Origin of the sequence: Streptomyces sp. NPDC006551, assembly GCF_040611675.1 — a bacterium.
Classification (GTDB): Bacteria; Actinomycetota; Actinomycetes; order Streptomycetales; family Streptomycetaceae; genus Streptomyces.
Map to the genome: position 1 here is coordinate 140511 of NZ_JBEXOT010000001.1, position 13152 is coordinate 153662.

At 70.0% G+C, this 13152-nt stretch carries 11 protein-coding genes; 5 read left to right on the top strand and 6 right to left on the bottom strand.

Translation table 11 applies throughout. The annotated features are described in order from the left end of the window. Positions 1–27 precede the first annotated feature (27 nt). Entirely contained in the window at positions 28–2202 is a 2175-nt protein-coding gene (locus ABZY12_RS00520; RefSeq protein WP_356885566.1) for a transglycosylase domain-containing protein, read from the bottom strand. Positions 2203–2433: 231 nt separating this feature from the next. Between ABZY12_RS00520 and ABZY12_RS00525 the strand changes: the two genes are divergently transcribed. The 3 genes from ABZY12_RS00525 to ABZY12_RS00535 are packed head-to-tail and all read left to right on the top strand — an operon-like array spanning position 2434 to position 5983. Then, on the top strand, positions 2434–2958 hold the full coding sequence (locus ABZY12_RS00525) for a PadR family transcriptional regulator (protein ID WP_356885568.1): 525 nt from the start codon (positions 2434–2436) through the stop codon (positions 2956–2958). Then, on the top strand, positions 2955–3638 hold the full coding sequence (locus ABZY12_RS00530; RefSeq protein WP_356885570.1) for an ABC transporter ATP-binding protein: 684 nt from the start codon (positions 2955–2957) through the stop codon (positions 3636–3638). The genes ABZY12_RS00525 and ABZY12_RS00530 overlap by 4 nt, the downstream gene beginning before the upstream one ends. Then, on the top strand, positions 3635–5983 hold the full coding sequence (locus tag ABZY12_RS00535; RefSeq protein WP_356885572.1) for an FtsX-like permease family protein: 2349 nt from the start codon (positions 3635–3637) through the stop codon (positions 5981–5983). Before ABZY12_RS00530 ends, ABZY12_RS00535 begins: the two co-directional genes overlap by 4 nt. A 43-nt stretch (positions 5984–6026) precedes the next feature. On the opposite strand, the gene ABZY12_RS00540 is transcribed toward ABZY12_RS00535, so the two are convergent. Next, a complete protein-coding gene (locus ABZY12_RS00540) occupies positions 6027–6989 on the bottom strand; it encodes a hydrogen peroxide-inducible genes activator (protein WP_356885574.1) in 963 nt (320 codons plus the stop codon). Positions 6990–7121: 132 nt separating this feature from the next. Here ABZY12_RS00540 and ABZY12_RS00545 point away from each other — a divergent pair, with 132 nt between their 5' ends. Together ABZY12_RS00545 and ABZY12_RS00550 are read left to right on the top strand one after the other, a co-directional pair. After that, positions 7122–7676 (top strand): peroxiredoxin, encoded by a 555-nt coding sequence (locus tag ABZY12_RS00545; RefSeq protein ID WP_356885576.1) that lies wholly within the window; start codon positions 7122–7124, stop codon positions 7674–7676. Between the two features lie 17 nt (positions 7677–7693). Further along, entirely contained in the window at positions 7694–8227 is a 534-nt protein-coding gene (locus ABZY12_RS00550) for an alkyl hydroperoxide reductase (RefSeq protein ID WP_356885578.1), read from the top strand. 51 nt (positions 8228–8278) lie between these two features. Here ABZY12_RS00550 and ABZY12_RS00555 read toward each other — a convergent pair whose 3' ends face one another. From ABZY12_RS00555 to ABZY12_RS00570, 4 genes are all read right to left on the bottom strand, one after another. Beyond that, positions 8279–8977, bottom strand: coding sequence for a hypothetical protein (locus tag ABZY12_RS00555; protein ID WP_356885580.1), 699 nt, complete (start codon positions 8975–8977; stop codon positions 8279–8281). Then, on the bottom strand, positions 8974–10464 hold the full coding sequence (locus tag ABZY12_RS00560; protein WP_356885582.1) for an AI-2E family transporter: 1491 nt from the start codon (positions 10462–10464) through the stop codon (positions 8974–8976). The genes ABZY12_RS00555 and ABZY12_RS00560 overlap by 4 nt, the downstream gene beginning before the upstream one ends. Before the next feature lie 116 nt (positions 10465–10580). Continuing rightward, on the bottom strand, positions 10581–11270 hold the full coding sequence (locus tag ABZY12_RS00565; RefSeq protein WP_356885584.1) for a transglycosylase SLT domain-containing protein: 690 nt from the start codon (positions 11268–11270) through the stop codon (positions 10581–10583). Between the two features lie 376 nt (positions 11271–11646). Continuing rightward, positions 11647–12969: a PhoH family protein gene (locus tag ABZY12_RS00570; protein WP_356885586.1), complete on the bottom strand. Its 1323-nt coding sequence runs from the start codon at positions 12967–12969 to the stop codon at positions 11647–11649. Between the last annotated feature and the right edge of the window lie 183 nt (positions 12970–13152).

The window sequence follows — 13152 nt, forward strand, 5'->3', positions numbered from 1 at the left end:
CGTCACCGCTGCGGGGCAGAGGCCCTGTCACTGCTGCGGGCGCCCGTCGCCCTCCCCGACGACCGGCGGTTCGAACGTCGGCTCAGTCCGCGTGGGCGTCGGCTCCGGCGGTGTCGTGGTCGTCCGGGTCGGCTGCGGCGGCGTGGTCGCGGTCGAGGTCGGCGGCGGCGTCGGGTCCGGGGACCCGGTGCTGGTGGCCGGCGGGGTCGGCTCCGGGGACTCGGTGGTCCGCGACGGCGTCGGGTCCGGCTCGACGACCGCCGAGTCGTCGGTCTCCAGGTCGAAGCGGGCGTCGGATCCGCCGCCCAGCGCGCTGGTGGTGTAGGCCCCCCAGATCTGGGCCGGGGTACGGCCGCCGTTGGCGCGGCCCGGGTTGATCGTGTCGGTCAGGGTGGTCTGGCCGCCCTTGACCTCCTCGCCGAACAGGCCGACGGCGGTGACCAGTTCGGGGGTGTAGCCGACGAACCAGGCGGAGCGGTTGTTCTCGGAGGTACCGGTCTTGCCGGCGGCCTGGTAGTTGCCCGCGGCCCGGAAGCCGGAGCCGCTGCGGACGACGCCCTGCATCGCCTTGGTGGTGGTGTCGGCGGCCTCGCGGCTGATCACCTGCTCGCCGATCGACTTCACCGGCTCCGCCTTGCGGTCCTTGTGCTCGGCGGACTTCACGATGGTCGGGGTGACCTTCACACCGTGGTTGTCGAGCGTGGCGTAGACGCCGGCCATGTCCCAGGTGGAGGCGCCCATGACCCCGAGCGACATCGAGGGGGTCTCGCCGAAGTCCTCGCCGTCCTTCATGCCGAGGTCGAGGGCGGTCTTCTTGACGTGGGCCGGGCCGACGTCGACGATCATCTGGGCGTACACCGAGTTGATCGAGCTGTTGGTGGCCTTCTGGACGGTGACGGGGCCGTAGCTCCGGTCGTCCTCGTTCTCCGGGTTGAACGGCACGTCGCTGCCCACGACCGGCCGCTTGCTGGTGCCGTCGTAGATGGTGCCGAGGCCGATCTTCCGGCCGTCCTGGGTCTCGGCGCCGTTGTCGAGGGCGGAGGCGAGCACGATCGGCTTGAAGGTCGAGGCGGGCTGGTAGTCGCGGCGGGTGGCGTTGGACATCCAGTGCTGGGTGGCGCCGACGCCGCCGTAGAGGGCGACGACCTTGCCGGTCTTCGGGTCGACGGAGGTGGCGCCGGCCTGGACGGTGGCGTCCTTCTTGTCGCCCTCGCGGTCGAGCTTCTCCTCCAGCTGCTCGTCGACCGCCTCGACGAGCGCCTTCTGCTTCTTCTCGTCGACGTTGAGGGTGATCGTCCAGCCGCCGGCCTTGATGTCCTCCTCGCTGATGCCCTGGCGCATCAGCTCCTGGTTGGCGGCCTCGACGAGGTATCCACGCTGGCCCTCCATACCGGGGGCGGGCTTGGGCTTCTGCGGGACGGGGAACTTCAGGCCGTGCCGCTCGGTCTGCTCCAGCCAGCCTTCCTCGACCATGTTGTCGAGGGTGTAGTTCCAGCGCTCCTCGACCAGCTTGCGGCCGGTGGGGGTGGCGGAGGTCCAGTCGTACTGGTTGGGGGCCTGGAGCAGCGAGGCGAGGTAGGCGCCCTGGGCGACGTTCAGCTTGGAGGCGTCGACACCGTAGTAGGACTGCGCGGCGGCCTGGATGCCGTAGGCGCTGCGTCCGTAATAGCTGGTGTTCATGTACCCGGCGAGGATCTCGCTCTTCGCCATGCGCTGGTCGACCTTGAGCGCGATCACCATCTCCTTGAGCTTGCGGGTGACCGTCTGGTCCTGGTCCAGGTAGTAGTTCTTGACGTACTGCTGGGTGATGGTCGAGCCACCCTGCTTGCCCTTGCCGGTGACGGTGTTGAGCGCGGCGCGGGCGGTGCCGCGGATGTCGACGCCGTGGTCCTTGTAGAACGTTTTGTTCTCGGCGGCGACGAAGGCGTACTGGACCTTCGTCGGTATCTTCTCCAGGCCGACGATCTCCCGGTTGATCTCGCCGGTCCGGGCGATGAGCTTTCCGTTGGAGTACTTGTAGACGTTGCTCTGCATGGTGGCCTGGGCGTTGGCGGACGGCACCGGGACCAGCAGGTAGATCGCGTAGAAGGCGCCCATGACGAGCAGGCAGCCGACGAAGAACGTGCCCAGGAGTCTCTTCCAGGTGAAGAGACGGCGTATCCGTCCGCCCTTCTTCACTTGGCGTTTGTCCGCTCGGCCCATGTCCCTCGTCGCTCCGCTCATCGTCGTCCCGGGCAGGTGTCCGCACCGAGTCAGCTCAGCAAGCTAACACCGCTGATGCAGACAAAGGGCAATCGATCCGGTCTTTTCCGGACGTGAGAATCAGCACCTGTCTCCCCTGGAACCGACGCGTCTGGGGCCCCGATGGTTGTGCGACACCGGTCACATGTTGGCTATACAACGTGCGTATACACCGGGTGTACAGTGACGACCATGTCCATCGGTCACACACTTCTCGGGCTCCTGGAGTCCGGACCGCGCCACGGCTACGACCTCAAGCGCGCCTTCGACGAGAAATTCGGCCACGACCGGCCCCTGCACTACGGGCAGGTCTACTCGACCATGTCGCGGCTGTTGAAGAACGGCCTGGTCGTGGTGGACGGCGTCGAAGCCGGCGGCGGCCCCGAGCGGAAGCGGTACGCGATCACCGAAGCCGGCATCACCGATGTCGAGCGCTGGCTGTCGCAGCCCGAGAAGCCGGAGCCGTACCTCCAGTCCACGCTCTACACCAAGGTCGTCCTCGCCCTGCTCACCGGGCGCGGCGCGGCGGAACTCCTCGACGTGCAGCGCTCGGAGCATCTGCGGCTCATGCGCGAGCTCACCCGGCGCAAGAAGGAGGGCGACCTCGCCGACCAGCTGATCTGCGATCACGCCCTGTTCCACCTCGAAGCCGATCTTCGCTGGCTCGAACTGACCGCCGCCCGACTCGACCGGCTCGCCGAGGAGATTCGCCGATGACCACCCCTCCCCTCCTCCTCGCGACCGGCATCGACAAGGCGTACGGACCGACCCCCGCGCTCTCCGGCGCGGACTTCGCGGTCCGGGCCGGCGAGGTCGTCGCCGTGATGGGCCCCTCGGGCTCGGGGAAGTCCACGCTGCTGCACTGTCTCGCCGGGATCGTCCGGCCCGACGCCGGCACCATCACCTACGACGGGCGCGAGCTCACCACCCTGCCGGACACCGCGCGCAGCTCCCTGCGCCGCACCGACTTCGGCTTCGTCTTCCAGTTCGGCCAGTTGGTTCCCGAACTGAGCTGCGTCGAGAACGTCGCCCTCCCGCTGCGCCTGAAAGGCGAGCGGCGCAAGAACGCCGAGGCCAAGGCGGCGGAGTGGCTGACCCGGCTGGAGGTCGAGGACATCGCCGCCAAGCGCCCCGGCGAGATCTCCGGAGGCCAGGGCCAGCGGGTCGCGGTCGCCCGCGCGCTGGTCGGCTCCCCGCGTGTGGTCTTCGCCGACGAGCCGACCGGCGCCCTGGACTCGCTCAACGGCGAACGCGTGATGGAGCTGCTCACCGACGCGGCCCGGGACACCGGCGCCTCCGTCGTCCTCGTCACCCACGAGCCCCGGGTCGCCGCCTACTCCGACCGCGAGGTCGTCGTCCGCGACGGCTCCGTGCGGGACGCGGAGTGGGCGGCATGAGGCTCCGTACCTGGGTGCGCGACCTGACGCTCGGCGCGCGGTTCGCGGTCACCGGAGGCCGCTCCGGCTGGACCCGGACGGCCCTGACCGGCGTCGGCATCGGCCTCGGCGTCGCCCTGCTGCTCGTCGCCTCCTCGATACCGAACCTGCTGTTCTCCCGCGAGGTGCGCGAGTCGCAGCGGGACGTCAACGCGAGCCAGGAGGTGCCCCGCCCCACAGCGGACTCCTTTCTCTACGCCAAGCCCTCCACCCTCTACCGCGGCGAGACCGTCACCGGGCTCGTTCTGCGGCCCGAGGGTCCGGACGCCCCCGCCCCGCCGGGTGTGGCGAAGCTGCCCGGAGCGGGCGAGATGCTGGTCTCCCCCGCGCTCGCCGAGCTGCTCGCCTCCCCGGACGGCGCCCTGCTCCGCGAGCGCATGCCGTACCGGACCATCGGCACGATCGGGGACGCGGGCCTCATCGGACCGGCCGAGATGCGTTACGTCGCGGGAAGCGACACCCTCACCACCGACAACTACGACGGCCGGGGGAAGGACTACGGCTGGTCGGTGCCGGGCGAGCCGCTGAACGCGTTCCTGCTCCTGCTCGTCGTGATCGCCTGCGTCGTCCTGCTCCTGCCGGTCCTCGTCTTCATCGCCACCGCCGTCCGCTTCGGCGGCGAGCAGCGGGACCGGCGGCTGGCCGCGCTGCGTCTCGTCGGCGCGGACAGCGCGATGACCCGGCGCATCGCGGCCGGTGAGTCGCTCGCCGGCGCGCTGCTCGGGCTCGGCCTCGGCGCCGTGTTCTTCGCGCTGGCCCGGCAGCTCGTCGGGACGGTCCAGGTGTGGGACGTCAACGCCTTCCCCTCCGACGTGGTGCCGCTGCCCGCGCTCGCCGTGCTCGTCCTCGTGATCGTGCCGGTCTCGGCGATCGTGGTGACCGTCTTCGCCCTGCGCGCGGTCGCGATCGAACCGCTCGGTGTCGTACGGACCTCCACCCCGCGCCCCCGCCGGCTGTGGTGGCGCCTGCTCCTGCTCGCCGCCGGCGTCGCCCTTCTCGTCCCGATGGCCGGCGAGGTCGGCCTCCGGGAGACCTCGATCAACACCACCGTGGTCACGGCGGGCGCGGCTCTCTCCCTCACCGGGCTCACCACGCTGCTGCCGTGGCTGGTCGAAGCCGTCGTCAAGCGACTTCGGGGCGGCCCGGTGGCCTGGCAACTGGCCACCAGAAGACTGCAGTTGAGCAGCGGCACGACAGCACGGGCGGTCAGTGGGATCGTGGTCGCCGCAGCCGGGGCGATCGCGCTCCAAATGCTCTTCCAGGCGATGCAGAACGACTTCATGCGGCCCACCAACATGGACACCGCACGAGCCCAGATGCAGGCCCAGGGAGACGCGAGGAACGGCGACGAGGCCCGCGAGATGATCGCCAAGTTCTCGGAGACCAGGGGCGTCACCGGGGTGATCGGAACGATCTCGTCGCACGTGTGGCGGCCGGGCCCGCTGAAGAAGGGCGAGGAGTTCGGCCCGATCACCTCGCTCGTCGTCGCCGACTGCGCCTCGCTCGAGGAGCTGGCCTCCCTGCCCTCCTGTACGGACGGCGACGTCTTCATCGCGCAGGTTCACGGCAAGGAGGGTCCGGACGACGCCTATCTCGCCGAGACCGCGCGCCCCGGAGCGGTGGTCGCCCTGCGTGACGCCCCTGCGGAGCCGGCGGGCAAGGTGCCGACCTGGCGGATCCCGGACGAGGCCCGCACGGTCGACGCGCGCCGGGACCCGATGGGCCGCTACCAGTTCGGCGTCTTCGCCACGCCGTCCGCCATCGACGCCTCGACGCTGGACATGCCGAACGCGAGCGCGATGGTACGGATCGACCCGGCGGTGCCGGACGCGCCCGAGTACGTACGGAACACGGCCGCCTCGATCGATCCGTTGATGTGGGTCGGCACCCTGCAGAACTTCGAGCGGGACCAGCAGTTCAGCAGCGTACGGACCGGGATCCTGGTCGGCGCGACCGCGACGATGATCCTGGTGGCCGCGTCGCTCCTGGTCACGACCCTGGAGCAGTTGCGGGACCGGAAACGCCTGCTGTCCTCGCTGGTCGCCTTCGGGACGCCGCGGACGACGCTGTCCTGGTCGGTGCTGTGGCAGACGGCGCTCCCGATCACACTGGGCCTGGCCCTCGCGGTGGCCGGCGGGCTCGGCCTCGGCCTGGTCCTGCTGAAGATGATCGACAAGCGGGTCGAGGACTGGGCGGTCTTCCTGCCGGTGACCGGGGTGGGCGCCGCGCTGATCCTCGCGGTGACGTTGCTGAGCATGCCCGCGCTGTGGCGCGTGATGCGGGCGGACGGGCTCAGGACCGAATGATCCGGACGGAGTGAACCCCCCGGGGTGGGTGCCGGTCGCCGCTTCAGGCGTCGGCGCCCACCACCCGCACCGGAAGCCGCTTCATCGCGCCCCGCAGTGACCGCGCCAGCTCCTCGAACTCCTCGTGCCGGGCCGCTCCGGTGCGCATGGCGAGAGCGACCCGCCGTGAGGGCGCCGGATCGGTGAAGCGGCCGGTGAACAGGGCCGTGTTGCGGGCGGTCTCGACCTTGACGGCGGTGCGCGGGAGCAGGGTCACGCCGAGACCGCCCGCCACCAGCTGGACCAGGGTGGACAGACCCGCCGCGGTGGTGGTGACGGGCGCCCCCTCCGTACGGCCTGCCTCCCGGCAGATGTCGAGGGCCTGGTCGCGCAGGCAGTGCCCCTCGTCGAGAAGCAGCAGATTGAGCTCCTTCAACGCCTCGCGCGGAATGTCGTCGCGGCCGGCCAGCGGATGCCCCTGCGGGGTGACGAGCACGAAGTCCTCGTCGAAGAGCGGCAGTTCGGTGACACCGGGCACCCCCAGGGGCACGGCGAGCAGCAGCAGATCCAGCCGCCCGGCCGCGAGCCCCTCCAGGAGCGAGGAGGTCTGCTCCTCGTGGACCTGGAGGTCGAGCTCCGGATAGCGCTCGTGGACGAGGCGCAGGACCGTGGGCAGCAGGTACGGCGCGACGGTCGGGATCACGCCGAGCCGCAGCACCCCCGTGAACGGCGCCTGCGCCGCCTCCGCCTCCTCCATCAGCTCCGACACCGCGTCCAGGACCGCCTTGGCGCGCACCGCGAGCCGCTCCCCCGCGGGCGAGAGCAGTACCTTTCGCGTCGTACGCTCGAGGAGCTGGACACCGAGTGCCTCTTCGAGAGCCGAAACCGCGCCCGAGAGCGCGGGCTGACTCATCCCGATCGCCGCCGCCGCGTCGCGGAAGTGCAGATGCTCCGCGACTGCCGCGAACGCTCTGAGCTGGGAGAAACTGGGCTGCTTGCCTCGGTACGGGTTGTACGGGGATCCCACTGATAACCACCTTCAATCAACACGACCCAGTCTAGCTATTTCACTGATCAATGCACCGCGTGCCATGCTGGGCCCCGTCCAACCCCCACGGAGGACCCCAAAAGGGACCCCCACCCTCTGCAAGGAGAGCGCGTGCTCACTGTCGGTGACCAGTTCCCCACCTACGACCTGACCGCCTGCGTGTCGCTGGAGAGCGGCAAGGAGTTCGCTCAGATCGACCACAAGACCTACGAGGGCAAGTGGCGTGTGGTGTTCTTCTGGCCGAAGGACTTCACCTTCGTCTGCCCCACCGAGATCGCCGCGTTCGGCAAGCTGAACGACGAGTTCGCCGACCGTGACGCCCAGATCCTCGGCGTCTCCGGCGACTCCGAGTTCGTGCACCACGCCTGGCGCAAGGACCACGCCGACCTGCGTGACCTGCCCTTCCCGATGCTCGCCGACTCGAAGCACGAGCTCATGCGCGACTGCGGCGTCGAGGGCGAGGACGGCTTCGCCCAGCGCGCCGTCTTCATCGTGGACCAGAACAACGAGATCCAGTTCACCATGGTGACCGCCGGTTCCGTCGGCCGTAACCCCAAGGAGGTCCTGCGGGTGCTGGACGCCCTGCAGACCGACGAGCTGTGCCCGTGCAACTGGACCAAGGGCGAGAACACCCTCGACCCGGTCGCGCTCCTCTCGGGCGAGTAAGGAACGGGTGAACTGAGATGGCTCTCGACGAACTCAAGTCCGCCATACCGGACTTCGCCAAGGACCTGAAGCTGAACCTCGGTTCGGTGATCGGCAACAGCGAGCTGCCGCAGCAGCAGCTCTGGGGCACCGTCCTGGCCTGCGCGATCGCCTCGCGCTCGCCGAAGGTCCTCAAGGAGCTGGAGCCGGAGGCCAAGGCCAACCTCAAGCCCGAGGCGTACCAGGCCGCCAAGTCCGCCGCCGCGATCATGGCGATGAACAACGTCTTCTACCGGACCCGGCACCTGCTGTCGGACCCCGAGTACGGGACGCTGCGCGCCGGTCTGCGGATGAACGTCATCGGCAACCCGGGCGTCGAGAAGGTCGACTTCGAGCTGTGGTCGCTGGCCGTCTCCGCGATCAACGGCTGCGGTCAGTGCCTGGACTCGCACGAGCAGGTGCTCCGCAAGGCCGGTGTCGACCGCGAGACGATCCAGGAGGCCGTCAAGATCGCCTCGGTGATCCAGGCGGTCGGCGTGACGCTGGACGCGGAAGCGGTGCTGGCCGAGTAAGGCCGCTTCACGCGAGGAGGGCCCCGGGGTGTTCACCCCGGGGCCTTTCCGTCATTCCTTGAGCGCGGCCATGAGCGCCTTCATGTCCTGGATCAGCACGGCCTCGATGCCCGACAGATCGACCTTGTTGTCGGCCGGGACCGCCTGGTCCGTCTCCACGTCCCAGTTCAGCTGCGAATTGATCCAGATGTCCAGCTGGGCCTGGCCGTCCAGGACGCTGATCCAGGCACCGGAGTTGTCCTCGTCTCGGTGGACGTACGCCCGCTCCCCCAGCCCTTCGACCGGCTCGGTGTTCGCCATCATCTCGGCGAGCCTCGGCTCGAACTCCGGCCCGGGGTCGGTCACCTTGTGCAGGTCGTACGTGACATCGGCGGTGAAACCGCTTTCGGGAGAACCCAGCACGACCGAGCATCGCGCCCTGTCCAGCGCCGGGTGCGCCCGTGTCGGCGTGGGCAGGTCGTCGCCGGGCGACTTCTTCCCCAGCTCCACCTGGAGCGCCTTCAGCTCGACCTTGTCGCAGAGGTTCCCGACCGTGCGGTATCCGCCCAGATCGGGGCCGCCGTCCTGGGTCCTGTCGTACGCGTGGAGTCCACCGGCCCACACCGCCGACGCCACCACCGCGCCGCCCAGCGCCCACAGCCAGGGCCGACGGGGCCGGGGCGGCCGGGGCGCCTGGGGCGCCGGTTCGGCGAGAGGGACCTCGGCGGCCGGGAAGGCCGTACCGCCCACCAGTTCGGGTTCGGTGATCACGTGTCGTCCCTGTCCTTCGATCCCGGCGCCGGGGTCGGTGCCACCGCGTGGGCCGTCGCCCCGCGCGGTTCCGGTGTGCTGCGCAGGGCCTGTTCGGTGCTGTACGCGCGGAGGTAGCCGACCGCCGTGTTGGTGACCGCGACCAGCGGCACCGCCACCACCGCGCCACCGATGCCCGCCGTCAGACCGCCGGCCGCCACCGCGAGGACGACCGCCAGCGGATGGACCCGCACCGCCCGGCCCAGGATGAAGGGCTGGAGCACATGGCCCTCGATCTGCTGCACGGCCAGGACCACGACCAGCACCATCAGGGCCGTGAAGACCCCGTTGGTGACCAGGGCGACCACGACCGCGAGGGCGCCGGAGATGACGGCACCGACCAACGGGATGAAGGCGAAGAGGAAGATGAAGACGGCGAGCGGCACCGCCATCGGGACGTCGAGGAAGTAGAGCCCGAGGCCGATGAAGACCGCGTCGATCAGGGCGACGATGACCGTTCCCCGTACATAGGCGGTCAGGGTCCGCCAGGCGCGCGGCCCCGCGCCCGCGACACCGGGCCGGGCCTGGGCGGGCACCAGCTTCAGCGTCCAGTTCCAGACCTTCTTACCGTCGTACAGCAGGAAGAGCGTCGAGAACATCGCGAGCAGTATGCCGGTCATCGCCTCGACGACCACCGTCACGCCCTGGAGTCCGGCGGAGGTGATCTGCTCGGTGTTGGCGCCGATGGTGTCGCTGAGGTTCTGCGCGATGTCGTTGATCTGCGACTCGGTCACATGGAACGGGGAGTCGAGCAGCCAGCGCTTGAGCTCCTCGATGCCGTCCCTGACACGGTCGGAGACGTTGTCGAGGTTGTCCATGACCTGCCAGACCACGAACCAGCCCACCAGCCCCATGACCACGAAGCCGGAGACGGCGGTGACGGCGGTGGCGACCCCGCGGGGCAGGCCCATCCTGCGCAGCCGGGCCACGGTGGGCTGGAGCAGCGCGGTGATGAGGAGCGCGGCGACGAAGGCGAGCACGACCAGCTGGACGGAGCTGATCACCTTCATCAGCACCCAGAGCGTGCCGGCGAGGACGAGCAGCCGCCAGCCGGCCTCGGCCGCGACGCGCATGCCCCACGGGATGGCGTCGACGGGATCGGGCCGCGCGGCGACGGCGGGCGCGTAGGCGGGGGGCGCGGGTACGGACGCGGCGGGGGCGGCCGGCGCGCGCCGCCCGGGCCACCGGCCGGCCCCGGACTTCGCCGCGCCGCCCGCGGTGTCCGGACCTTCTCCCGCACCGGGAGCGTCGGCGTCCGGCCGATCGGACGGACCGCCCGAGCCCTGGCCGGGCGCGTCTGACGGGTCGTACGTGCGCCCGCCCAGTTCGTCGTAGGGCGGGCCGAGTTCCTCGTCCGCCTCCGCACGGGCGCGGCGCTCGTCCAGGCGCTCACCCATGCGGGCCAGGCGGTCGCCCAGCCGGCTCAGCCATCCTGGCAGTTTCGACATGCTCTTCCTTCTTCCCCCGCTCACTCCCCCGGGGAGCCCGTCCGCTTCCGAACCTACACGCACGGAGCCCCTCACCGTAGGACGGTGAGGGGCTCCACGAGGTTGAGCTCGCCGGACTAGTACCAGCGGTTGGCCTGCCAGAACGACCACGCGCCGCAGGGGCTGTCGTAGCGGTTGTTCATGTAGTTCAGGCCCCACTTGATCTGGGTGGCGGGGTTGGTCTGCCAGTCGGCGCCGGCCGACGACATCTTCGAACCCGGGAGGGCCTGGACGAGACCGTACGCGCCCGAGGACGGGTTGGTCGCGCGGTAGTTCCAGCCGGACTCGTGGTCCACGATGTTGCTGAAGCACTGGAACTGCGAGGCCGGGATCATCTGACGGGCGATCGCCTTGACCTCCGCGATGGAGTAGGAGCCCTGGGCCGAGAAGCTCGACGCGTCGCGCACCGCGGAACGGTTCGCGCGCTCCTCGGCTTCCTTGCGCTCCCGCTCCGCCTTGTCGGCGGCCTTCTTCTTGGCCTCGGCGTCCTGGGCGGCCTGGAGACGGGCCGCTTCCTCCGCGGACTTCTTCGCGGCCGAGTCGGCCGCGGCGGCCTGGGCGTCGGCCTGGGCCGAGAGCGAGGAGACCTGTACCTGGGCCTGCTCGCCCACGGGAATGTCCGCGAGCAGCGTGGTGTCGGCAGCGGTGGCCTCGAAGTTGTCGTCCGCGGGCTGGGTGCTGCCCGAAGCAACGCCGACGACGGCGCCGACAGTGGTGACCGCAGTGGCCGAAGCCACCGCGAATCCCCGGACCGAGATCCGGCTCACACGGTTTCCTTCCAGCATCGCCCACGCAGGTGACCAAATGGGCGAAATCGTGCCCCTGGCGCTGGTCTTCGACGAAATGGGTCACAGAAGACACGGGCCCGTGGTGCTGTGGGCGGCATACGGCGAACGGCTGTTGAGTTGTGTGGTGCCGCACCCCTGAGGGTGCACGTGTGCCGTATGCGGGGCCTGACGGAAGCAAGACTCTGCCGGACGCCGACGCCGCAAGGCAATTCTGAGTTGCGTGTGAAAGCTCACACCCCGTCCATCACAGCGGTTTTGGCCGATACGGGGGACAGCGCGGCGCCGCCCGGCTAAGCTCCTGCGCTTTGCCGGGCGGCGCCAACTCCCGTACCCGTACGGGACCGTGCGAAACGGGTCAGATCTGTCCGTCCTCCAGCATTTCGGTCACGAGCGCGGCGATCTGCGAGCGCTCGGAGCGGGTGAGCGTGACGTGTGCGAAGAGCGGATGCCCCTTCAGCTTCTCGACCACGGCGACGACGCCGTCGTACCGGCCGACCCTGAGGTTGTCGCGCTGGGCGACGTCATGGGTCAGCACCACACGGGAGTTCGCCCCGATCCGGGACAGAACGGTCAGCAGGACGTTCCGCTCCAGGGACTGGGCCTCGTCGACGATCACGAAGGCGTCGTGGAGGGAGCGGCCCCGGATGTGGGTGAGCGGCAGGACCTCCAGCATGCCGCGGCCGAGCACCTCCTCGATGACCTCCCGGCCCGCCACCGCGGAGAGCGTGTCGAAGACCGCCTGGGCCCAGGGGCTCATCTTCTCGGACTCGCTGCCCGGCAGATAGCCGAGCTCCTGGCCGCCGACGGCGTACAGCGGACGGAACACCATCACCTTCTGGTGCTGCCGGCGCTCCAGGACCGCCTCCAGGCCGGCGCAGAGCGCCAGCGCGGACTTGCCGGTACCGGCCCGGCCGCCCATGGAGATGATGCCGACGTCCGGGTCGAGGAGCAGATCGAGCGCGATCCGTTGCTCTGCGCTGCGGCCACGGATGCCGAAGACCTCACGGTCGCCGCGCACCAGGCGGACGTTGCCCTCCGCCGTGATCCGGCCGAGCGCCTTGCCCCGCTCGGACTGCAGCACCAGGCCCGTGTGCACCGGAAGCTCGGCGGCCTCCGGGACATACAGGGACTCCTGGTCGTAGAGGATGTCCACCTCGTCGGCACTGAGCGCGATCTCGGACATTCCGGTCCAGCCGGAGTCCGTGATGGCGAGCTCGGCGCGGTACTCCTCGGCGAGGAGACCGACCGAGGATGCCTTGATGCGCAGCGGCAGGTCCTTGGAGACGACCGTGACGTCGTACCCCTCCGCCTGGAGGTTGCGCGCGACCGCGAGGATCCGTGAGTCGTTGTCCCCCAACCGGTAGCCGGCCGGAAGCACGCCGGGGTCGGAATGGTTGAGTTCGACCCGCAGCGTGCCGCCCAGGTCCCCGATGGGGAGCGGGGCGTCGAGGCGTCCGTACCGGACCCGGAAGTCGTCCAGGAGGCGCAGGGCCGCCCGGGCGAAGTAGCCGAGCTCGGGGTGGTGCCGCTTGGCCTCCAACTCGGTGACCACGACGATCGGGAGCACGACCTCGTGCTCGTCGAAGCGGGACACGGCGTTGGGGTCGGCCAGCAGGACGCTGGTGTCGAGTACGTAGGTGCGCCTGTCGGACAAGCGGCGCTTAGTGCTGGTCACCACGGAAGGACAGACCCCCTCTGAAGACCCCTGTGAGGTCGGGGTGCGACGGAATCGTTGTCGCTGCGGGATGGGACCGGGCTCTGGCCACGAAAGGCGGGCCGAGCACCGGCCCTCCGCTTCGTCCGTACATGTCCTGCACGGTCGTCCTGGTGCAACGGGCCTCCCGGGTGGCGGTCTCCGTGC